Origin of the sequence: Streptomyces sp. NPDC003720, from assembly GCF_042875075.1 — a bacterium.
GTDB lineage: Bacteria > Actinomycetota > Actinomycetes > Streptomycetales > Streptomycetaceae > Streptomyces.
In genome coordinates this window covers 45,867-66,365 of record NZ_JBIANZ010000012.1, presented here as the reverse complement: position 1 = coordinate 66,365, position 20,499 = coordinate 45,867, and the positions used below count along the sequence as shown (strand labels likewise).

General features: G+C 74.0%; 19 protein-coding genes. 11 read left to right on the top strand and 8 right to left on the bottom strand.

Going from position 1 to position 20,499, the window contains the following annotated elements; all coding sequences use genetic code 11:
• Positions 1-47 precede the first annotated feature (47 nt).
• The 8 genes from ACFYU0_RS30150 (at position 48) to ACFYU0_RS30115 (ending at position 7,231) form a co-directional block, all read left to right on the top strand.
• A complete protein-coding gene (locus ACFYU0_RS30150; RefSeq protein WP_389305244.1) occupies positions 48-719 on the top strand; it encodes a DedA family protein in 672 nt (223 codons plus the stop codon).
• Positions 716-1,324, top strand: coding sequence for a phosphatase PAP2 family protein (locus ACFYU0_RS30145; protein ID WP_351667604.1), 609 nt, complete (start codon positions 716-718; stop codon positions 1,322-1,324). The genes ACFYU0_RS30150 and ACFYU0_RS30145 overlap by 4 nt, the downstream gene beginning before the upstream one ends.
• Positions 1,321-2,022 carry a phosphatase PAP2 family protein gene (locus tag ACFYU0_RS30140; protein ID WP_389305241.1) on the top strand — a complete coding sequence of 234 codons (702 nt, stop codon included), beginning with the start codon at positions 1,321-1,323 and terminating at the stop codon, positions 2,020-2,022. Before ACFYU0_RS30145 ends, ACFYU0_RS30140 begins: the two co-directional genes overlap by 4 nt.
• A gap of 288 nt (positions 2,023-2,310) precedes the next feature.
• On the top strand, positions 2,311-3,249 hold the full coding sequence (locus tag ACFYU0_RS30135; RefSeq protein WP_389305238.1) for an ATP-binding cassette domain-containing protein: 939 nt from the start codon (positions 2,311-2,313) through the stop codon (positions 3,247-3,249).
• Entirely contained in the window at positions 3,246-4,115 is an 870-nt protein-coding gene (locus ACFYU0_RS30130; protein WP_389305236.1) for an ABC transporter permease, read from the top strand. Before ACFYU0_RS30135 ends, ACFYU0_RS30130 begins: the two co-directional genes overlap by 4 nt.
• Before the next feature lie 26 nt (positions 4,116-4,141).
• The gene (locus tag ACFYU0_RS30125) at positions 4,142-5,437 is read left to right on the top strand and encodes a histidine kinase (RefSeq protein ID WP_389305234.1); all 1,296 of its coding nucleotides are present in this window, start codon (positions 4,142-4,144) and stop codon (positions 5,435-5,437) included.
• The gene (locus tag ACFYU0_RS30120; RefSeq protein WP_351667594.1) at positions 5,434-6,102 is read left to right on the top strand and encodes a response regulator transcription factor; all 669 of its coding nucleotides are present in this window, start codon (positions 5,434-5,436) and stop codon (positions 6,100-6,102) included. Before ACFYU0_RS30125 ends, ACFYU0_RS30120 begins: the two co-directional genes overlap by 4 nt.
• Positions 6,103-6,241: 139 nt before the next feature.
• Complete coding sequence (locus tag ACFYU0_RS30115; RefSeq protein WP_351667592.1) at positions 6,242-7,231, top strand: CorA family divalent cation transporter; 990 nt, start codon at positions 6,242-6,244, stop codon at positions 7,229-7,231.
• Between the two features lie 26 nt (positions 7,232-7,257).
• Here the strand turns inward: ACFYU0_RS30115 and ACFYU0_RS30110 are convergent, their stop codons facing one another.
• The gene (locus tag ACFYU0_RS30110) at positions 7,258-7,593 is read right to left on the bottom strand and encodes a hypothetical protein (RefSeq protein ID WP_351667590.1); all 336 of its coding nucleotides are present in this window, start codon (positions 7,591-7,593) and stop codon (positions 7,258-7,260) included.
• Between the two features lie 218 nt (positions 7,594-7,811).
• Here ACFYU0_RS30110 and ACFYU0_RS30105 point away from each other — a divergent pair, with 218 nt between their 5' ends.
• Together ACFYU0_RS30105 and ACFYU0_RS30100 are read left to right on the top strand one after the other, a co-directional pair.
• Positions 7,812-8,336, top strand: coding sequence for a gluconokinase (locus tag ACFYU0_RS30105; protein ID WP_351667588.1), 525 nt, complete (start codon positions 7,812-7,814; stop codon positions 8,334-8,336).
• A gap of 113 nt (positions 8,337-8,449) precedes the next feature.
• A complete protein-coding gene (locus ACFYU0_RS30100; protein ID WP_389305230.1) occupies positions 8,450-10,288 on the top strand; it encodes a glycoside hydrolase family 15 protein in 1,839 nt (612 codons plus the stop codon).
• Between the two features lie 12 nt (positions 10,289-10,300).
• Here the strand turns inward: ACFYU0_RS30100 and ACFYU0_RS30095 are convergent, their stop codons facing one another.
• From ACFYU0_RS30095 to ACFYU0_RS30065, 7 genes are all read right to left on the bottom strand, one after another.
• A complete protein-coding gene (locus ACFYU0_RS30095) occupies positions 10,301-12,067 on the bottom strand; it encodes a cation:proton antiporter (RefSeq protein ID WP_351667584.1) in 1,767 nt (588 codons plus the stop codon).
• A 36-nt stretch (positions 12,068-12,103) separates the two neighbouring features.
• Positions 12,104-13,144 (bottom strand): cytochrome d ubiquinol oxidase subunit II, encoded by a 1,041-nt coding sequence (locus tag ACFYU0_RS30090; protein WP_389305228.1) that lies wholly within the window; start codon positions 13,142-13,144, stop codon positions 12,104-12,106.
• Positions 13,141-14,562, bottom strand: coding sequence for a cytochrome ubiquinol oxidase subunit I (locus tag ACFYU0_RS30085; RefSeq protein ID WP_389305226.1), 1,422 nt, complete (start codon positions 14,560-14,562; stop codon positions 13,141-13,143). The genes ACFYU0_RS30090 and ACFYU0_RS30085 overlap by 4 nt, the downstream gene beginning before the upstream one ends.
• 36 nt (positions 14,563-14,598) lie before the next feature.
• Positions 14,599-15,438, bottom strand: a complete 840-nt coding sequence (locus ACFYU0_RS30080; protein ID WP_389305224.1) for an SDR family oxidoreductase — start codon at positions 15,436-15,438, stop codon at positions 14,599-14,601.
• Positions 15,439-15,612: 174 nt separating this feature from the next.
• Entirely contained in the window at positions 15,613-17,193 is a 1,581-nt protein-coding gene (locus tag ACFYU0_RS30075; protein WP_389305222.1) for a GMC oxidoreductase, read from the bottom strand.
• 111 nt (positions 17,194-17,304) lie between these two features.
• Positions 17,305-18,270, bottom strand: a complete 966-nt coding sequence (locus tag ACFYU0_RS30070) for a cyclase family protein (protein ID WP_389305220.1) — start codon at positions 18,268-18,270, stop codon at positions 17,305-17,307.
• The gene (locus ACFYU0_RS30065; protein ID WP_389305218.1) at positions 18,267-19,700 is read right to left on the bottom strand and encodes a chloride channel protein; all 1,434 of its coding nucleotides are present in this window, start codon (positions 19,698-19,700) and stop codon (positions 18,267-18,269) included. Before ACFYU0_RS30065 ends, ACFYU0_RS30070 begins: the two co-directional genes overlap by 4 nt.
• Before the next feature lie 216 nt (positions 19,701-19,916).
• Between ACFYU0_RS30065 and ACFYU0_RS30060 the strand changes: the two genes are divergently transcribed.
• The gene (locus ACFYU0_RS30060; protein WP_351667570.1) at positions 19,917-20,402 is read left to right on the top strand and encodes a hypothetical protein; all 486 of its coding nucleotides are present in this window, start codon (positions 19,917-19,919) and stop codon (positions 20,400-20,402) included.
• Positions 20,403-20,499: the final 97 nt, after the last annotated feature.

Genomic DNA, 20,499 nt, shown 5'->3' with positions numbered 1-20,499 from the left:
AAATGTAGACGGCTGGGGTGCCGTGCGCCCGGAGAGGACTCATGCCGATGACCACGTCCGTGGTTCTGTCGTCGCAGCTCGCGGTGAACCCGCTCGACGCCCAGTCGCTGCTGGCCGCCTTCGGCGTGCTCGGGGTGGGTGTCGTGATGTTCGCCGAGACGGGCCTGCTGATCGGGTTCTTCCTGCCGGGCGACTCCCTGCTGTTCACGGCCGGCCTGCTGTGCACCGGCACCGGCCGGCACGGCGTGCATCTGTCGCTCGGTCCGCTGCTGGCCGCGGCGGCGATCGGCGCGCTGGCCGGCGCCCAGTTCGGTTATCTGATCGGACGCCGGGCCGGCGGCGCCCTGCTGGCGCGCAGCCGCTCGGCGCGGCTGCGCGAGGGCGCGGAGCGAGCGGAGCACCTGCTCGCGCGCTACGGCCACGCCAAGGCGATCTTCCTGGCGAGGTTCGTGCCGGTGGTGCGGACGGTGCTGAACCCGCTGGCCGGGGCGCTGGAGGTGCCGGTCCGGGCGTTCACCGTGTGGCAGGTGGCCGGCGGCCTGGTGTGGAGCCTCGGCCTGACCCTGGCGGGCTACGCGCTGGGCTCCTCGATCCCGAACGTGGACCGCTATCTGCTCCCGCTGGTCGCGCTGATCGTCGTGGTGTCGCTGCTCCCGCTCGCCGCCGAGCTGTACCGGGGCCGCCGCGGGCGCGCCGAGGAGAAGGAGGTCCGGGGATGATCCTGGCATTCGACGGGGCGCCGATCGACGGCTCCGCCTACCGGGACGTGACGGTGCTCGCCCAGCACGCGCCGGCCTGGCTGGACTCCGCGGTGGCGGTGTGGTCGGACTACGGGCTCGCGGTGTTCGCCCTGCTCATGGCCCTCGGCTGGTGGCGGGCCCGAGGGTCCGGGGCGGCCGCGGCGGTGACCGCGCTGGCCGTGCCGGCGGTGGTGGTCCTGGCGTACGGCGTCAACGCCGTGCTCAAGCTCGCCGTGCGCGAGGACCGGCCCTGCCAGAGCCTGCGGGTGACGACCCTGGAGGCGTGCCCGGCGCACGGCGACTGGTCGTTCCCCAGCAACCACGCGGCGATCGCGGCGGCCGCCGCGGTGGCGCTGCTGTTCGTCTCGCGGCGGCTGGGCGCGGTCGCCTGCGGTGCGGCGGTCGCCATGGCGGCCTCCCGGGTCTGGATCGGCGTGCACTACCCCCATGACGTCGTGACCGGAATGGTGGTGGGCGGGCTCGTCGCGCTCGCCGCGATGTCCCTGGTCCGGCGCCGGTCCGCCGCGCTGGCCCACCTGCTGACCTCGGCGGCCCCGCTCCGTCCGCTGCTGTCGGCCTCGTGAACCGGAAGGACACCGCCGAGCTGGCCGGCAGCGCCGGTCTCGGCGCGTGGGCGGCGTTCGCCGTGCTGACCATGGTCGTCACCGGCCGGGGCGGTTCACCGCTCTGGCTGGACGACGGCTTCCTCGGCTGGGCGGCCGGCCACCGCCCCGACGTGGCCGTGGCGATGGCACGGGGCGTGACCAGCACCGGTACGGGGGTGGTTCCCTACGTCCTGGCGGCCGTGGCCGGCGCCGTGGCGGGGCGCACCGCGCGGCAGCGGCTGCTCGCGGCCGCGCTCTGCCTCGCCTGCCTCGGTACGGGGCAGGCGCTGCGGTACGGCGCGATGGAGCTGGTCCACCGGCCGCGCCCGCCGCACGGGGACTGGGCGACGCACGCGAGCGGCTGGGCGTTCCCCTCCGGGCACACCACCACGGCCGCCCTCACCGCCGGGATACTGATCGTCGCGCTGACCCTGCGCGCCCCGCACGGCGGCACCGCACTGCGGATCGCCCTCGCCTGCTGGGGTCTGCTGGTGGGGCTGACCCGCTGCTACCTCGGCGTGCACTGGTTCACCGACGTCCTGGGCGGCTGGCTGTTCGCCGCCGGCTGGCTGGGGACGTGCCTGTGCGTGGCCGCCCACGTGCCGGCGGCCTCGTCCCTCACCCGCCGGGCGGAACCGCCCGCGGAGCCGGCGGAAGACCCGGCGCGCCCGCACTGAGGCCCGCCCGGATCCCGTCCACCACTGGCACTGCACGTGCGGAGTGGTTCTCGTCCCCGGGCCCGGGGACCGGCTCGGCGCCCGGCTCCCCTCCCGCCACCTGACCGGATGCCACCCCGCCCTCCCCCGGACGGCCGCGCGTACGGCGCCGGGGCGTAGTACCGCGGTACCACCCGCCCCGCGGGCTTCGGTCCGCGGTACCACCGAATCCGGACATTCCGGTCCTAGCGTTGCGGAGGAGGCGCGGGCCGGCCCGGCGCCGCGGTCCCCGGACGAGGGAGTACGCGCATGATCGAGGCAGAGCAGCTCACCAAGAGGTACGGGGAGAAGACCGCCGTCGACGGTCTGGGCTTCACGGTGCGACCGGGGACGGTGACCGGTTTCCTGGGGCCCAACGGCGCGGGCAAGTCCACGACGATGCGCATGGTCGTCGGGCTCGACGCGCCGACCAGCGGCTCCGTCACGGTGAACGGGCGGCGCTACGCCCGCCACCGGGCGCCGCTGCAGGAGGTCGGCGCGCTGCTGGAGGCGAAGTCGGTGCACCCGGGGCGCTCGGCCCGCGGCCACCTCAGGGCCCTCGCGCTCACCCACGGCATCCCGCGCCGCCGGGTCGACGAGGTCGTCGAACTGGCCGGTATCGGCAGCGTCGCGACGAAGCGCGCCGGCGCCTTCTCCCTCGGCATGGGCCAGCGCCTGGGCATCGCCGCCGCGCTGCTGGGCGACCCGCAGACGGTGATGCTGGACGAGCCCGTCAACGGCCTGGACCCCGAGGGGGTGCGGTGGATCCGGAACCTGCTCACCTCCCTCGCCGCCGAGGGGCGCACGGTCTTCGTCTCCTCGCACCTGATGAGCGAGGTGTCGCTGGTGGCGGACCATCTGATCGTCGTCGGCCGGGGCCGGCTGCTGGCCGACACCACCGTGCGGGAGCTGGTCCGCGCGGCGGGCGGCGACAGCGTGCGGGTCGCGACGGCCGACCCCGCGCGGCTGCGGGACGTGCTGGCCGGTCCCGGTGTGGAGATCACCGGCCGCATCGGCTCCGAGGAACTGCAGGTGACCGGGGTGTCCGCACGCGAGATCGGCCTGAAGGCCGCCGAGCACGGGATCGCCCTGTTCGAGCTGACCTCGAAGGCGGTGTCGCTGGAGGAGGCGTTCATGGAACTGACCCGGGACGCCGTGGAGTACCACGGCGGCAGGACGGGCGCCGAGACCTCCGGGAGCGTGGCATGAGCACCCTCACCGCGACATCCGAGACCCCCGAGACTCCTGAGACCCCCGGGACCGCGCCGGCCGCCGAGAGCCGCCCCGCCTACCGGGTGACCGGCCGGCGCGTGCTGTCCTCCGAGTGGGCCAAGCTCTGGTCGCTGCGCTCCACCTGGATCACCCTCGGCCTGGGCCTGCTGTTCCTCGTCGCCTTCGGCGTCATCGCCGCGAGCCACTACAAGTCGGGGCTCGGCTCGGGCCGGCCCCCCGAGCGCGACTTCGCGAACGCGACGGCCGTGAGCCTGTCGCTGTTCGGCACGAACTTCGCCCAGCTGGCCCTCGGTGTGCTCGGCGTGCTTGTCACGGCGGGCGAATACTCCACCGGGATGATCCGCTCGACCATGGCCGCGGTGCCGCGCCGGCTGCCCGTGCTGTGGTCCAAGGCGGCGGTGTACGGGCTGGTCGCACTGGTGGTCGCGACCGCCGGCGCGTTCGCCGCCTTCCTGGCCGGCAGCCGGATCGTCGCCGGGACGCCCGTCGCCATGGGCCTCGGCCACGCCGGAGTCGTACGCGCCCTGCTGGGGGCCGGGCTCTACCTCGGCCTGGTCGGCGTGATCGGCACCGCACTGGGCGCGCTGCTGCGGTCGGTGGCGGGCGGCATCTCGGTACTCGTGGCCGCCCTCATGCTCGTACCCGGACTGGTCTCCCTGCTGCCGAGTTCGTGGCAGGGCGACATCAGCCCCTACCTGCCGAGCCACGCGGGCCAGTCGCTCTTCGCCCTGACACGCGACTCGGCCACCCTGTCGCCGGGCGCCGGACTCCTGGTCTTCCTCGGCTGGATGGTGCTGGCGCTGGCCGGAGCGGCGTACCGGCTGTTGCGCAGCGACGTGTGAGCGGCGGCCGGCCGCATGATGGGCCGATGACCTCCGCGACCGCCGAGGACCTCGGCGCGATGGGTCCGCTGGTCGCCCGGCTCGGCCGGGCCGGCCAGCGGCTCCGGCACGCCGACCGGGCCCGTCCGTGGGTGCTGGACGCCGCCGTCGTGTGCCTGGTGCTCTCGGTGTTCTGCCTGCCGGACCTGCTGCACGCGATCGGCGGGGACGGCGACGGGCCGCGCCGTTTCCGCGTGGCGTTCACCCGGCTGCCTCTGGCGGGCATGGCGGCCGTGCAGGCCGGTCTGGTGCTGCCGCTGCTGTGGCGGCGCCGGGCGCCCGCCGTCGCCTTCGGCGCCGTCACGGTCGTGTTCGTCCTCCAGTGGTCGCTCGGCGCCGCGCTCCGCGCGGACGTCGCGCTGTTCGTGGCCCTGTACAGCCTGGCCCTGCACGGGCGGCTGCGGCAGCTGCCCTGGGCCTGCGCGGTCCTGGCGGGTGCGCTGGGCCTGGTCGCGGCGCGGGTCTCGGCGGCGGTGCCGGTCTCGGACGCGCTCTTCTTCCTGCTCAGCACGGCCACCGCGGCCCTCGCGCTCGGCCTGATGATCCGCATCCGGCGGGCCCAGCTGGCCGGGCTGCGGGACCGCGCGGCCCGGCTGGAGACCGAACGCGACCAGCGCGGCAGGCTGGCCGTCGCGGCCGAACGGGCCCGGGTGGCCCGCGAGATGCACGACATCGTCGGCCACAACCTGTCCGTCATCATCACCCTCGCCGACGCCGGCGCCTACGCCACCGCCGCCTGCCCGGAGCGGGGCGAGGAGGCCCTGCGCCTGATCGGTGACACCGGCCGGCAGGCCCTGAGCGAGCTGCGCCGGGTGCTCGGCGTGCTGCGCGAGGGCGACGGCCCGCGCGCCGGGCTGGAGCTGAGCCCGCAGCCGGGCCTCGCGGACATCGACGCGCTGTGCGAGGGGGTGCGCGCCGCGGGCCTGGAGGTCGTCTACCGTACGGCCGGTGACGTCGACGCCCTGGACAGCGGGGTGCAGCTCACGGTCTACCGCATCGTGCAGGAGGCCCTCACGAACACCCTGAAGCACGCCGGGGCCGGCGCCCGCGCGAACCTGGCGATCGTCGTGGAGGACGCGCGGCTGACGATCGCCGTCCAGGACTCCGGCCCGCCCGTCCCGGCCGGCCGTCCCGGCACGGCGAACGAGGAGGGACACGGACTGGTGGGCATGCGGGAACGAGCCGCTCTCTACGGCGGACACGTCAGCGCCGGCCCCCTCGGCCCGGGGTGGACGGTGCGCGCCGCCCTCGACCTCGCTCCCCAGGGCGGTGCCGCCGGGTGACCACCGTGCTCGTCGTGGACGACCAGCCGCTCCAGCGGTACGGCTTCCGTATGCTGCTGGACTCCGTGCCCGGGACGGAGGTGGTCGGCGAGGCCGCGCACGGGACCGAGGCCGTGCGCAAGGCCGCCGAACTGCGCCCCGACGTCGTCCTGATGGACGTGCGGATGCCGGGCATGGACGGCATCGAGGCCACCCGCCGTATCGTCGCCGCGGGCGGCCGTTCCCGGGTCCTCGTCCTGACCACCTTCGACCTCGACGAGTACGTCCACGCGGCCCTGCGCGCCGGGGCCAGCGGCTTCCTGCTCAAGGACGCCCGTCCCGAGGAACTCCTCTCGGGCATCCGCGCCGTGGCCGCCGGAGACGCGGTGATCGCGCCCGCGCTCACCCGCCGCCTGCTGCACGAGTTCGCCCGTCTCGTGCCGGCCGGCGGCGAGGGCTCCGGCGGGGACCCGCGCCTGAGCGCCCTCACCGACCGCGAACGCGAGATCCTGGTCGCCATCGGCAAGGGCTGGACCAACAGCGAGATCGCCACGCGGTTCGTGCTCTCGGAGTCCACAGTGAAGACGCACGTCGGCCGCGTCCTGTCCAAGATCGGCGCCCGGGACCGCGTCCAGGCGGTGATCTTCGCCTACGACCACGGCCTGGCCCGGCCGCAGGCCGGCTAGCCCCGGTCCGGCCGGACGGAGGGCCCTTCCCGCTCATCCGTACGGGGTATCCGCCGCCGCACCCGCGTGTGTCCGCGGCCGGCGGCGGGCGAGTGTGCGCACCGTGGGACCTACGGAACCGGGATCACGGTGAGGACAGATGATCGTATCGGTGGTGTCGATGCCCGGAGGGGCCACCACGCGTACGGGCCCGGCGGAGGCACGGGAACTGCTGGCCGCCTCCTCCTTCCTGCTGGTCGACGTCCAGCTCGCGGGCGAGCCGGAGCCCGACGAGGCCGGGATCGTCGGCGCGCTCGGCCTGGAGTCCGAGTGCCCGCCCTGGTTCGGCAGGGCGGAGGAGCCGGTGCGGGCCCAGTTCCTCGGCGACCGGGCCGGCTTCGTGGTCCCCGTCGTCCAGGGCGGCCGGGTCATCCACGTCCACGTCATGGCGACGGAGCGGCACCTGGTCACCCTGCACCGGGGGCCTGCCCGGACGCTGGAGGCCCTCCTCTCCCGGCTCGCCGAGGAGAACCCGCCCGACACCGTGGCCCTGCTGTTCCTGCTGCTGCAGGAGGCCCTGGACACGTTCCGGCGGGCCGCGGTGGCGGACCTGCTGGTGGTGGAGGACCTCGAGGACGAGATGTTCGACCGCCGGCGTCCCGACCAGGTCTACCGCCTGGCGCGGCTGCGGCGGCGCGCCGCGCTCCTGCACCACTACCTGCTGCCCTACCTCCAGGCGACGGACGAGCTGATCATGCGCAGGATGCTCAACCGGGACTTCCCCGAGGAGCGCCAGCGCCTCGCCCGGGAGTTCCAGCACACCGGCCGGCTGGTGCTCACCGACATCCAGTCCCTGCAGGAGGCCACCCGCCGCGCCTTCGCCAGCTACTCCTCGCTGGTCTCGGGCGAGCAGAACGGGGTGATCAACCGGCTGGCCATCGTCTCCACGATCTTCCTGCCGCTGACGTTCCTGACCGGCTACTTCGGGATGAACTTCAGCTACCTCACGGACGAGATGGAGAGCCGGGCCGTGTTCTGGCTGCTCGCCGTGGCCCTGCAGGCGGCGGTCCTGGGCGGCGCCCTGTACGTGCTGCACCGCACCCACATCTGGCGCAGGCTCCGGGACGACGAGGGGATACGGGACGTGTGAGCGCGGCGCCCCGGGGCCGCCCGGGGTCACTCGGGGGCGAAGGAGAAGCTGCGCCACGGACCGGTGGCCCTCACCACCACGTCCGAGCCCTGCATGTTCAGGTAGATGCTCTCCTTGCCCTTCGGCGCGGTGCAGTCGGGCGTCTTGAACAGCAGGATGCTGTTCTGGGTGAAGTTGTCGACGCGGGTGACGTCCGCCCTGAAGCGGTGGCACCCCTCGATCGACGGGTTGGTGAAGGACTGCACCGGTCTGACGCCGTTGTGCCCGGTGATCGTGCCGGACGCCTGGTCCTGGCAGGCGGCCAGTCCCACCCCGGCCGTCGCGACGCAGGCGAGCGCGGCCAGCGGACGTGAAACACGCATCGGTCCTCCTGTGTGTACGGAGAGCGTGTACGGAGAGCCGGCTGGAAGGTGGTCCCGCCCCACCACTATCCGCCGCAGCGGGCGGACCCGCCTGGCGAGTGCGGCGGCCCCGGCCGCTGGGCGGCCGTGCAGGGCCCCGCACGCGGGCAGTCCGTCCTGCGCCGGGCGATAGTGGTGACGTACCGGCAGTTCCGCACCGCGCCCCCGAGGAGGCCCCGTTGGCCGGACCGGACCGGGGATCGCGGGTGGTGGTCGTGATGGGCGTGTCCGCGTCCGGCAAGTCCACCGTCGGAGCACGGCTCGCGCAGCGGCTCGGCGTTCCGTTCCTGGAGGGCGACGACCTCCACCCGGCCGCCAACCGCGCCAAGATGGCGTCGGGACACCCCCTCGACGACGCCGACCGGCGGCCCTGGCTGGCGGCGCTCACGGAGTGGATCCGCGCCGCGTCCGGCGGGCAGGGGGGCGTCGCCTCCTGTTCCGCGCTCAAGCGCGCGTACCGCGACCAGTTCCGCCGCACCGGAGCGGACCTGTGGTTCGTGTACCTGGCGCTCGACCGAGCGGTCGCCGCGGACCGCATCGCGCACCGCAAGGGGCACTTCATGCCGCCGGCGCTGCTCGACAGCCAGTACGCCACCCTCGATCCGCTGCACCCCGACGAGCAGGGCGTCACCATCGACGCGTCCCGGGACACGGACCAGGTCGTGCGGGCCGCGCTGCGTTCCGTGTGCGGGCCGGACCGCTGACGCGCGCCTCCGCACCGCGCGGCCCGCCGGCCGGAGCGCGGGCGCGGACGGTCCGTCCTAGGCTGACCGAGGGGGGCCGTTCGGGTGAATCGCTTGCCGGAAGGGGTGCCCCGATGGACGACTACCCCCTGATCGAGAACCACGGCCTGCTCGGCGATCTGCAGACGGCGGCCCTGGTCACCACGGACGGAACGGTCGACTGGCTCTGCCTCCCCCGGTTCGACTCGCCCAGCGTCTTCGGCGCCCTGCTGGACAAGGACAGGGGCGGCCACTGCACGGTGCGGCCGACGCACGCGATGTACGCGACCAAGCAGCTCTACCTCCCCGACACGGCGGTCCTGGTGACCCGCTTCATGACCGAGGCGGGCGCGGGCGAGGTCCTGGACTTCATGCCGGTGACCGGAAGGGCGGCCACCGACTGCCACCGGCTGGTCCGCCTGGTGCGCTGCGTACGCGGCGCCATGACGTTCGACGTCGAGATCGCGCCCCGGTTCGACTACGGCCGGACGGCGCACCGGCTGCACATCACCGAGCACGGCGCCCTGTTCGCGGCGGAGAACGGCGCGGTGCTCACCGTGCACCCCATCCGCGAGCCGGAGGACGAGCGGCTCGTGGACGTCCTCACGGACCGGGGGAACGACCTGCACTTCACGCTCAGCCTGGCGGCGGGCCAGCAGCGCGGTCTGATGCTGGAGTCGGCCGCAGACGGACCGCCCCGGCAGCTCCGGCTCGCGCAGTACCAGGAGCTGTTCGACGAGACCATCAGGTACTGGCGCACCTGGCTCGGCCAGTCCCAGTACTCGGGGCGCTGGCGGGAGACGGTGGAACGCTCGGCGATCACCCTGAAGCTCATGACGTACGCCCCGAGCGGCGCCCTGGTGGCCGCCCCGACCACGGCGCTCCCCGAGCAACTGGGCGGCGAGCGCAACTGGGACTACCGGTTCACCTGGATCCGTGACGCCTCCTTCTCCGTGTACGCCCTGCTGGGGCTGGGGTTCACCGAGGAGGCGAGGGCGTTCATCAACTGGCTGGGCGACCGGGTGCGGGAACGGGCGGGCAGCGACGGGGACTCGGGTCCGCTCAACATCATGTACCGGGTCGACGGGTCCTCCGACCTGAAGGAGGAACTGCTGGAGCACTGGGAGGGCTACGCCGGCTCCGCCCCGGTGCGGATCGGCAACGGCGCCGCGACCCAGCTCCAGCTCGACATCTACGGCGAGGCGCTGGACAGCATCTATTTCGCGCACCGGCACGGGATCAGGCTGGGGCACCAGGGCTGGACCTCGCTGCTGACCAACCTCGAGTGGCTGGTCGACCACTGGGACCAGGCCGGAGAGGGCCTGTGGGAGACCCGGGGCGGACGCCAGAACTTCACCTACGGCCGGGTCATGTCGTGGGTGGCGTTCGACCGCGCGCTGCGGCTCGCCCAGTCGCACGGCCGGCCGGGCCCGACCGCCCGCTGGAGCAGCGAACGCGACGCGATCTACGAGCAGGTCATGAGCCGGGGGTGGAGCGGGAAGCGCCGGGCCTTCGTGCAGCACTACGGCAGCGACGTGCTCGACTCCTCACTGCTGCGCATGTCCACGGTCGGGTTCATCACCCCCGAGGACCCGCTGTGGACGTCGGCGCTCGACGCGATGGAGCAGGAACTGGTCAGCGACAGCCTGGTCTACCGCTACAACCCCGAGGCCTCGCCGGACGGCCTGCGCGGTTCGGAGGGCACCTTCTCGCTGTGCACCTTCATGTACGTCGACGCGCTGGCGCGGGCCGGACGCACCACCCGGGCCCGGCTGGTGTTCGAGAAGATGATGGGGTACGCCAACCACCTGGGCCTGTACTCGGAGGAGATCGATCCGACGGGTCGTCAACTGGGAAACTTTCCGCAGGCGTTCACCCATCTCGCGCTCATCGACGCGGCGCTCACCCTGAACGACGCCCTGACGCCCCGCTAGCGGGGCCCGGGTTCAGCCCGCCGGCGGCACGGGGCCGAGCAGCACGAGGGTGTCGTCCGGCGCCGTGCCGGCGAGCGGCGCCGCCCCGGTGACGGGTTCCAGTGCGCCGCCGCGCCGCACGACGAACAGGGCGTCGGACCCGGGCGGCCGGGGCGCGGACGCCGGCTGGACGTGGAAGCGGGCGCCCCGCTCGTGGCGGTCGGCCACGGTGTGCCGGACCAGCCGTCCGCCGAAGAGGGTGCGGCCGGCCGTGTAGGGGGCGACCACGCCCTCGCCGCCGGGCGGCGGCCCGAGCCGGTGGACCGGGCCGTCGACGCTGTCCTCCATGACGATGGCGGCGAGGGCGTTGAAGTCGTCGTCGGCCGTGAGCAGGTAGACCGAGGTGATGCCCTCCAGCCGGGCCCGCGGGTCGGTGGCCGTGGCCATCAGCTCCCCGGCGACCAGTTCGAGCCCCGCCGCCTCGATCCGCTCGCGCTCGTCGGCGCCGCCCGCCCACATCAGCACGTCGGCGCCGGCGGCGCGCAGCGCCCGGGCGAGGTCGACGACCCACGGATCGCCGCCCACCAGCAGCGGGCGGGCCCGCGCCGGACGGCTGACGCCGAGCCCGCGGGCGAAGGGCTTCGCCGTGACCGCGTAGACCAGGACGGTTCCCACGATCACCAGGAAGGTGACGGGGAGGATCTTCCCGGCGCCGCGCAGTCCCGCGGCCGTGAGCGAGGCGGAGAAGGTGGTGGCGGTGGACGCGGCCACGATGCCGCGCGGCGCCATCCAGCCGACGAAGGCCCGCTCGCCCGCCCGGAGCCGCGTGCGGACGGTGGACAGCAGGGCGACCAGCGGCCTGACCACGAGCACGAGCAGGGCGACCAGCCCGAGCGTGGGCAGCAGCACCGGGACGACGGACTTCGGCGTCACGGTGGCCGAGATGGAGACGAACAGCAGGCCGATGATGAGCTGCACGAGCGTCTCGAAGAACGGCCGGCGTGCGGGCATGTCGAGTCCGGGCAGGTTCGCGACGGTCAGCCCGATGACGATCGCGGCGATGAGGCCGGTGTCGTCGTAGGCCATGTCGCAGCCCGCGGCCACCGCGACGACGGTGGCGAGCTGGGCCAGGGTGCCCAGCGTCTCGCCCAGCCGGAGCCGCCGGAGGGCGAACCAGAGCAGCGCGGCGCCGACCGCCCCGCCGACGAGTCCGAGGGTGATGCCCGCGAAGAACGCTCCGAAGCGGAAGTGCCCGCTGCGCAGCCCGCCGGAGACGATGGAGTGGAAGACGACCGCGCCGAGGATGCCGCCGACGGGGTCGATCAGCGAGCCCTCCCACATCAGGACGCGGCGCACCCCGTCCGAGGGCCGGACGTGCTCCAGCAGGGGCCCCACGACGGTCGGCCCGGACACCACGAGGATGACCCCGATCATGCTGGCCACGGCCACCGGCACCCCGAACAGGGCGGGCGCCGTGCCCACCACGGTCCCCCAGGTGAGCGCCACGCCGAGCACCATCAGCCGGACGACGACGGAGCGGGTGGCGCCCTTGAGATGGCGCAGGTCGAGGCCCAGCCCGGCGTCGTACAGGATGATCGCCACGGACAGGGACACGAGCGGGGAGAACGCCGGGCCCAGCAGCAGGTCGGGGCGGACGTCGTCGGTGAGGGCGCCGGCGGCGAACCCGGCGGGCAGCAGCAGGATCAGGGCCGGGATCCGCAGCCGGCTCGCGAGGATCTGGCATCCGACGGCCAGGGCCACGGTCAGCCCGAAGCCCAGCAGGATGTCGTCCTCGCTCACCCGGCGCGCGCCCCCGGTTGCGAACCGGCCACCGGATCAGGCCTCGTCACCGGTGCCGGCGCTCCGTAGGTCCGCCTCGGTGAGGCCCTCCAGCTCGCCGTGGGTGTCCAGCCAGTACAGCAGGGCGACCGCGGGGACCACGAGCACCAGGGCGACGAGGATGACGAGGCCCAGCCAGCGCAGCGTGGTGTGCGCGCCCGCGCCCTCGGCGACGGTCAGCGAGGTCGGTACGAGGTAGGGACGTTGCGCCATGCCCCAGGCGAGCACGGCCGAGGCGACCGCGGCGACCGCGGTCACCCGCGACCAGGCCCCGGACGGGCGGGTCAGCAGAAGGCCGGTGGCCGCGGTGCACACCGCCGCGACGACGACGAAGAACAGCCCGACGCCGTGCGTGAGCCCGTGCCACACGTGCGGGGCGTCCCCGTGCGTGACGACGAGGGTGATCACGGCGAGCACGGCGAGGGCGGCCAGCGCGCCCAGTGCCCGCCGCCGGAAGTAGCCGTCCAGGTCCGGCGCGGCGAAGCGCCGGGCGTCGGCGGCGAGGAAGACGGCGCCGAGCGACGCCGTGGCCGCGATGGCGAGCAGCCCGAACAGCAGCGAGGTGGGGTTGGCCCAGGCGTCCGTCGACGCGGTGGTCGTCGAGGTCACCCGGCCCGAGGCGACGCCCCCGGCGGCGGCGCCGAGGAAGAACGGCGTCAGGAGCGAGGCGACGGCGAACATGGCCCCGTACAGGCGCCGTCCGGCCAGCCTGCGGACCGGCTTGCGCAGGGCGAAACCGGCGCCGCGCAGCACGGTCCCCAGGGCGGCCAGCGCCAGCGGCAGCCACATCGAGACGAACACCCGCTGGAAGAAGGCGGGGAACCCCGTCCACATGATGACCAGCACGAAGATCAGCCAGACGTTGTTGACCTCCCAGACGGGGGCCATCGCGTGGTCGATCAGCCGCCGCGGACGCTCGCCGCGCTCGGCTCCGCCCGCCGTCAGGTCCCAGAACCCGGCGCCGTAGTCGGTGCCGCCGCCGCAGGCGTAGGCCGCCACGCCGAGCAGCAGGACGACGGCGATGACCCCGGCGATCACAGGAACCTCCCGGCGGAGCGCGGCCCGTACGGCGTGTCGGTCTCCGGCGTCGGGGGCGGCGGCCCGCCGGCGGTGTCCGGCTTCCGCCAGCGGGAGCGCATCTTCAGCAGGACCACCAGGAACGATCCGAAGACGAAGACGTACACGACGATCACCAGGGCGAACATCAGCCACAGGGCGCCGGCGCGGGTCGACGTCACCGCCTCGGCGACGCGCATGTTCTGGTACACGATCCACGGCTGGCGGCCCACCTCGGTGGTGATCCAGCCGCACTCGACGGCGACCACGGAGGCCACGCCGGCGCACGCGGCGACGCGGTAGAACCACGGGGAGGCCGGCAGCCGGCGGCGGCGCAGCCACACGAGGGCGTACCAGAGGGCGAGCAGGATCAGCAGCGAGCCGATGAAGACCATGGTGTCGAAGGCGAAGTGGGCGATCGTCGCCTCGGCGGGGGTCGGCCGGTCGGCGGCCGGCACCGAGGTGAGACCGGTGACCTTCGTGTCCGGCCGGAAGCCGGCGAGGATCGAGTCGAGCTGGGGGATGCGGATGCCGCCGGCGACGCTGCCGTCGGGGCGCAGCCGGCCGTAGAGGTACTCCGCCTGGTGCGTGTCGGTTTTCCAGACGATCTCCATGGCGGCGAACTTCACCGGCTGCTTGTGGAAGACCTGCCGGGCGATGGAGTCGCCGAGCACGAACTGCACCGGCGTGAAGACGGCGGCGACCGTGAAGGGGATCGTGAAGCCGAGCCGGTGGTAGCGGTCCCGGCGGCCGCGCAGCCAGCCGGTCGCGTAGACGCCGGCCACCACGTAGCCGGCCGTCACGAACATCGCGACGACGAAGTGCCAGTACTGCGGCCCGAACATGGGCGTGAAGACGGCCTTCCAGAGGCTCACGTCCACGGGGTTTCCGGCCGCGTCGAGGGTGAAGCCGCGCGGGGTGTTCATCCAGGAGTTGGCGGCCAGGATGCCGAAGGCGCCGAGCAGGGCCACGAAGGGCAGCGGCAGCCCGAGCAGGAAGTGGGTGCGGGAGGGCAGCCTGCGCCAGCCGTACAGGTAGACGGCGATGAGCACGGCCTCCAGGAAGAAGGCCCAGGCCTCGACGCCGAACCCGATGCCGAAGACGTCGCCCCACCGGCCGAGCATGCCCGGCCAGAGCAGCCCGAACTCGAAGGACAGCACGGTGCCGGTGACGACGCCGATGGCGAACTGGACGGCCATGGCGGCCGACCAGCGCCGGGCCAGCAGCAGCGCGGTCTCGTCGTTCCGGCGCAGTCCGTAGCCGTGCATGATGAGCGTGATCAGCGGGAGTGCGACGCCCAACGGCACCAGGATGATGTGGGAGGCCAGGGTGAAGGCCATCATCGAGCGGGCCGGGAGGGTCTGCGGGGGCACGTCCGCCAGGGACAGGACCGTGTGCATGCGCGCCTTTCCGGAAGCCGACGCGGGTGGTGCGGGTCAGCCGCCGGTGGCGAAGCCCGGGAACAGGGTCATACCGCCGTCGACGTACAGCGTGGTCCCGACGACGTAGTCCATGAGGTCGGAGGCGAGGCCCACGACGGCGTTGGCGATGTCCTCGGGGTCGCCGACCCGGTTGTAGGGGATCAGCCGCAGGAGGTCCTGCTCGGCCTCCGGGGTCTCCCAGGCGCCGCGGTTGATGGGGGTCTTGATGGCGCCCGGGGCGACCGCGTTCACCCGGATCTTCTTCGGGGCCAGCTCCTGCGCGAGGGTCGCCATCATCATCTGCACGCCGCCCTTGGAGGAGGCGTAGTTCACGTGCCCGGACCAGGGGATGAGCTGGTGCACGGAGCTCATGCAGATGATCTTCCCGGCCGCCCGGGACACCTCCGGGACCACGCCGCGGCGCAGGAACTCCCTGGTCGCCTCGCGGGCGCAGAGGAACTGCCCGGTGAGGTTGACGTCGAGGACCTTCTGCCACTGGGCGAGGGTCATGTCGGTGAGGTGGGCGTCCCGTTGCAGGCCCGCGTTGGCGACCAGGATGTCGATCGTGCCGAACTCCTGGACCATCCGGTCGACCATGGCGACGACCTGGTCCTCCTTGGAGACGTCCGCCTCGTACGCGGCGGCCTTGACCCCGAAGGCGGTGATCTCCTCCACCACCTGCTCGGCCTCCTCGCGGCCGGCCACGTAGTTCACCACGACGTCGGCCCCGGCCCGGCCCATGGCGACGGCCGTCGCCCTGCCGATCCCGGAGTTCGCGCCGGTGACCAGCGCCTTCTGGCCCTTCAGCAGATATGCGGGGATCACACCCCGCGGTGCGCCCTCGGTGGAACTCACGATGCCCTGCTCCTTGCCTGCGTGCCCGGACCGGCCGGGCCGTGAGCCCGGGGATTCCCCGCCAGCCAAGCACCGGTGCGCCCGGCCGGCACGCCGGGACGGACCGCGTTGCGCTGCGCGGCCGAGGATCTTCGCCCGGTCGGACGCCCGACCCGGCCGGCGGGTTCGGGTGGGTCAGCCCAGCCGCTCCAGCAGGTGGTCGCCCACCCGGAGGGCGTTCGCCATGGCCGTCAGGGACGGGTTGACGGCACCGATGCTCGGGAAGAAGCTCGTGTCGACGACGTACAGGTTGTCCAGGTCGTGGGCCCTGCAGTTCAGGTCCAGCGCCGAGGACGCCGGGTCGGTGCCGAAGCGCACCGTGCCCGCCTGGTGGGCGGTGGCCCCGATCGGCATGCCCTTGTGCAGGTAGATGCTGCGGGACAGCAGCTTGTGCTCGTGCATACCGAGCCGGCCGAGCATGTGCTGCAGCTTGTGCCGCAGGTGCTTCAGGCCGGCCACGTTGTTGGACTCGTCGAGGGTGAGCCGGATTTGGCCGTCGCTCTCCAGGGTGACCCGGTTGTCCGGCTGCGGGAGGTCCTCGCCGCACAGCCAGAAGTCGACGGCGTGGTGGGCCAGCACCTCGAAGGGCATGTCCGGGGACACCGCCCCGGCCCAGCGCGGGGCCTGACCGTGGATCTGCTCGGCGTCCGACTTGCCGAGCATCTGGATCCCGCCCAGCGGGAACTCGAAGTCGTCCGCGCCCAGGTACCAGTCGTGCAGCGCGAGGGTCTTCTGGAACCGGGTGTCGTTGGGCTCCTTGGAGATCGCCATCAGGGCCAGGTTGTTGTGGCGCATGTAGTACCGGCCGACCACGTCCGAGCTGTTCGCCAGGCCGCGCGGGTGCCGGTCGTTCGCCGAGGCGAGCAGCAGGGCGGCGGAGTTGACGGCCCCGCAGGCCACGACCACCACGTCGGCCGAGAACCGGGCCTCCTCCTCGCCGGGCAGCCGGGCGACGACGGTGGTGACGCTGCGCCCGTCGGGGCTCGTCTCGAGCCTGGTCACCCGGGCGTTGGTGACCAGCGCGACGTTGGGGTGGGCGAGGGCCGGCTCCACACAGACCACCTGGGCGTCGGACTTGCCGCGCACCAGGCAGGGGAAGCCGTCCACCCGGTCGCAGCGGATGCAGGCGCTGCCGTGCGTGGCGCGGCCGTACTCGTCCTGGGTGAGGTTCACCCCGATCGGCAGGTGGAAGGGGTGCAGCCCCTGCTTCTCCAGATCGTGGCTCAACTGCTCGATGCGCGGCTCGTGTTCGACCGGCGGGTAGGCGTACTGGGCGCTGCTCGGCCCTTCGAAGGGGTCCTCGCCGTGCCGGCCGTGCACCAGATAGAGGTGCTCGGCCTGGGTGTAGTACGGCTCCAGGTCGTCGTAACCGAGGGGCCAGGCGGGCGAGACGCCGTCGTGGTGGCGCAGCTCGCCGAAGTCCTCCGTGCGCAGCCGGAACAGGGCGGCGCCGTAGAACTTGGTGTTGCCGCCGACGTAGTAGTTGACCTCGGGCGGGAACTCGTCGCCGTGCCGGTCGAGCCAGAACTCCGGGGCCCGGTACTTGGCCTTGACGAAGACGGCCGTGGAGTCCCAGTTGTCGCGCTCGCGCCGCAGGTAGTCGCCGCGTTCGAGGATCAGCACGCGTTTGCCCGAGGGGGCGAGCCGGTGGGCGATCGTGCCGCCGCCGGCACCGGTGCCGATGACGATGACGTCGTAGGAGTTCTGGCCGTCCACGGCAACACCGTCCTCGTCTTCCGGTCCGCGGCCGTTGCGGGCTCCGCCTCTTCGAACGTACGCGCCAGGAGGGAAGGCGGCACCCGGAGCGGACGCGCGCCGGCCGTCCGGTCAGAGCACGGCGATCGGGTTCACCGGTGAACCGGTGGCCGCGGGGAGCCGGAGCGGGGCGACCACGCACAGGAAGTCCCGGCGGCCCCTCTCCTCGCACGCCGTGGCCAGTTCCTCCAGGTCGAGCCAGTCGAGCAGGTGCAGCCCCATGGCGTTGACGGCGAGGACGTGCACGGGGAAGGGGACCGAGGCCACCGCGCTGGGCGCCGCGTCGCTGTTGCCGTCCGAGCCCAGGACGGACACCTGCCGCTCGGCCAGGAAGCGCATGGCCCGCGGGTGCAGTCCCGCCCTGGCCCGGGTCACGTCCCAGGCGCCGAGGTCGCGGCGGCGCAGCCGGTGACCGACCCGGACCAGCAGCACGTCGCCCGGCCCGGCCCGCACCGCCTGGGCGGCCTCGGCCGCGGCCAGGTCCTCGGCCGTGACCTGTTCGCCCGGCTCCAGCCACGGCACGCCGCGCAGGCGCGGGATGTCCAGCAGGACACCGCGGCCGACCAGGCCGTCGCGCACCAGGTCCAGGGTGAGCGCCCCGGCGCCGTCCGGGGTCACGGTGCTCGCCGGGACGCCGCCGTACAGCTCCCCGTCGAAGATCACGTGGCACAGCGCGTCGAGGTGGCTGTCGACGTCGCCGTGCACGTTCATGGCGAACCGGTCGCGGGCGAAGTGCAGTCCGGGTTCGTCGCGCTCCCGCCGGCCCGGCGCGGTCATCCGGTGGGTGGCGGGCTCGGGGCTGTCCGGGGCGGTCGCGGTCTCGACGGGCGCGGCCAGCGACACGGTGCGTCCGGACCGCACCCCGGCGGCGGCCGCCGCCACCCGCTCGGGGGTGAGCCGGTCCAGCGCGCCCCGGCCCCGCCCCGCCGCCTCTGCGGCCTGCTGCCGCAGGGAGCGGTACAGGTCCCGGAAGGCCTCGTCGGTCAGGGTGCCCGGGGTCGCCGGGGGCGCGGGGGCGGCCGGTTCCTCCGAGGTCATCGCGTGGTCCTCCGCTTCGGCCCGGCGCCGTGCTCCGCGCCGTCGTCCCAGGTGGCGGCGGGCCGGGCGGCGGGCGGACCGGCCGGCCTGCCCACCGGAGGCACGGGGCGGCCGGGCGGCAGCAACTCGACGGTCACGAAGGCGACGACGGCGGCGAGGATCACCACGGGGATCATCGCGACGCTGCCGAGCACCAGGACGACCAGGAGCACGCTGCTGACCGGCAGCCGCAGCGCGGCCGCCGACGCGGCCGCCATGCCCGCCGCCATGCCGGGCACGACGCCGAGGCCGGGCAGCGGGGCGAGCAGGACGCCCGCCGCCGCGCCGAGGAACAGCGAGGGGAAGATGGGCCCGCCGCGCAGGCTGCCCAGGCACAGCGCGTAGGCGAGGCCCTTGCACAGCAGCACGGCGGCCAGGGCGCCGACGCCCCAGGCGTACGGGTCGGCGGCCAGCCGGGCCAGGACGGCCTGACCGGACGAGGCCACGTCGCCCGGGGACCGGTGCACGGTCAGCGCGTACACGGCGGCGCACACGCCGGCGGCGAGGGCGCACAGCGTGGTGTGGACGACCGGCCGGCCCGCTGCGACGAAGGCCGCGGCCCGCCTGCCGGTGGACAGCGTCAGGTGGACGGCGACGGCCACGGCGACGGCCATCAGCACCGACCAGATCACGTCCCCCGCGTCGAGCCGGGGGAAGGGGACGCCCACCTTCACCGAGAGGGAGCCGGTGGCGAAGCCGGTCCAGCGGCCGAAACCGGTGAACACCAGCGACCCGATCCCGCTGGAGAGCAGCGCGGGCAGCATGACCGCGAAGAGCTGCGGGCCGCCCACCCCGGCCACCTCGATCAGGATGACGGCGGCGATCAGCGGGTTGCCGAAGATCGTGGCCAGGGCGGCGGCGGCGCCGGCCGCGCCGAGCAGGGCCGTGCTCTGCGGGGTGCCCGGGGCCCGGGCCAGGTTCCGGAACCACAGCGCGAGGCCGCCGCCGAGCGCGATCAGCGGGGCCTCGGGGCCGAGGGTGGCGCCGAGCGGCAGGCTCGCCGCGGCCGCGAGGATCACCCCGGGAAGGGCGGCCGGTGCCATCCCCGCCGTGTGCAGGCCGCCGGCGGGGATGTGTCCGCCGGCGCCCGGCAGACGAGTGACGACGAGGCCGACGACCAGTCCGGCGACCGTCAGCAGGGGCAGCGGCCACCACCACGGGGGGACGCTCCAGCCGAACCCGGCGGGCAGCTCGGCCCACAGCAGGTGTTCGAGTTCGTGGAGTCCGGCGAGGAAGAAGAAGGCGGCCAGCGAGACCGGGACGCCGACGGCGGCCGACAGCACCAGCGCCTTCTGGTACGGGCGGGAACGCAGCAACTCGCGCAGCCGGTCGGCCTCTTCCGGCTGGGTGCCGGCGGCGGGGGCGGCGGACGTGTCCGGCGGCGGCGTCACGGCACCGTTCCTCCCGTGTCGGCCGGGGATGTCGCGCTCACGGACCCGTGCCCGGCAGCGCCCCCTCCCTCCAGCCATTGCAGCATCCGCCCGCGGGCCCCGCACTCCCAACGTCGCCTGCGGCCCGGGCCTCGGGGCCCCGTTCGGGATGCAGTCCGCGACGACGGCCCCTTCACTGGGAGGACAGCCCGTTTCGGGAATCCTCTGGAGGCGGCCATGACCGGCAGATGGACAAGGGGAGCGGCGGGCTTGGTCCTCGCCGGGGCCGTCGCGGCCGCGGCGGCGGGCTGCTCCGACACCGGCGGCGACACGTCCGGCGCCGCCAGCAAGGCGGCCTCGGCGGCCTCCTCGCTCGCCTCCAAGGGCGGCGACGCGCTGGCCTCGGCCTCGGCGGAGGCCAAGCAGAAGCTCGACGGGGTCAAGAACGGGGTGAAGGCGAAGGACGACGTCACGCTCGGCACCACGGCGACGGGAAGCGACGGCAAGGCCACCGTCAAGGTGAGCGCCAGGAACACGGCGTCCTCGGCCAAGTCCTTCGCCGTCCAGGTCAACTTCGCCGACGCGCACGGCAATCTGCTGGACGTCACCGTGGTGACGGTCAAGGACGTGGCGGCCGGCGCCACCGGCGACGCCACCGCGCAGAGCCACCGCAAGCTGACCGGCGACGTGCACGCGACCGTCAACGCGGCGGTGCGCTACTGACACCGCCCGCACCCCGCCCGGACCCGCACCGACGGGACGGGGCCGGCACGCCTGGTGCGACGGTGGCGGCGTTCCCGGCCATATCGTGGATGCCCGA

Coding starts and splice junctions, on each gene's coding strand:
- ACFYU0_RS30150 (WP_389305244.1), top strand. CDS start 48: ATGACCACGTCCGTGGTTCTGTCGTCGCAGCTCGCGGTGAACCCGCTC.
- ACFYU0_RS30135 (WP_389305238.1), top strand. CDS start 2,311: ATGATCGAGGCAGAGCAGCTCACCAAGAGGTACGGGGAGAAGACCGCC.
- ACFYU0_RS30115 (WP_351667592.1), top strand. CDS start 6,242: ATGATCGTATCGGTGGTGTCGATGCCCGGAGGGGCCACCACGCGTACG.
- ACFYU0_RS30125 (WP_389305234.1), top strand. CDS start 4,142: ATGACCTCCGCGACCGCCGAGGACCTCGGCGCGATGGGTCCGCTGGTC.
- ACFYU0_RS30100 (WP_389305230.1), top strand. CDS start 8,450: ATGGACGACTACCCCCTGATCGAGAACCACGGCCTGCTCGGCGATCTG.
- ACFYU0_RS30145 (WP_351667604.1), top strand. CDS start 716: ATGATCCTGGCATTCGACGGGGCGCCGATCGACGGCTCCGCCTACCGG.
- ACFYU0_RS30110 (WP_351667590.1), bottom strand. CDS start 7,593: ATGCGTGTTTCACGTCCGCTGGCCGCGCTCGCCTGCGTCGCGACGGCC.
- ACFYU0_RS30060 (WP_351667570.1), top strand. CDS start 19,917: ATGACCGGCAGATGGACAAGGGGAGCGGCGGGCTTGGTCCTCGCCGGG.
- ACFYU0_RS30130 (WP_389305236.1), top strand. CDS start 3,246: ATGAGCACCCTCACCGCGACATCCGAGACCCCCGAGACTCCTGAGACC.
- ACFYU0_RS30085 (WP_389305226.1), bottom strand. CDS start 14,562: ATGCACACGGTCCTGTCCCTGGCGGACGTGCCCCCGCAGACCCTCCCG.
- ACFYU0_RS30070 (WP_389305220.1), bottom strand. CDS start 18,270: ATGACCTCGGAGGAACCGGCCGCCCCCGCGCCCCCGGCGACCCCGGGC.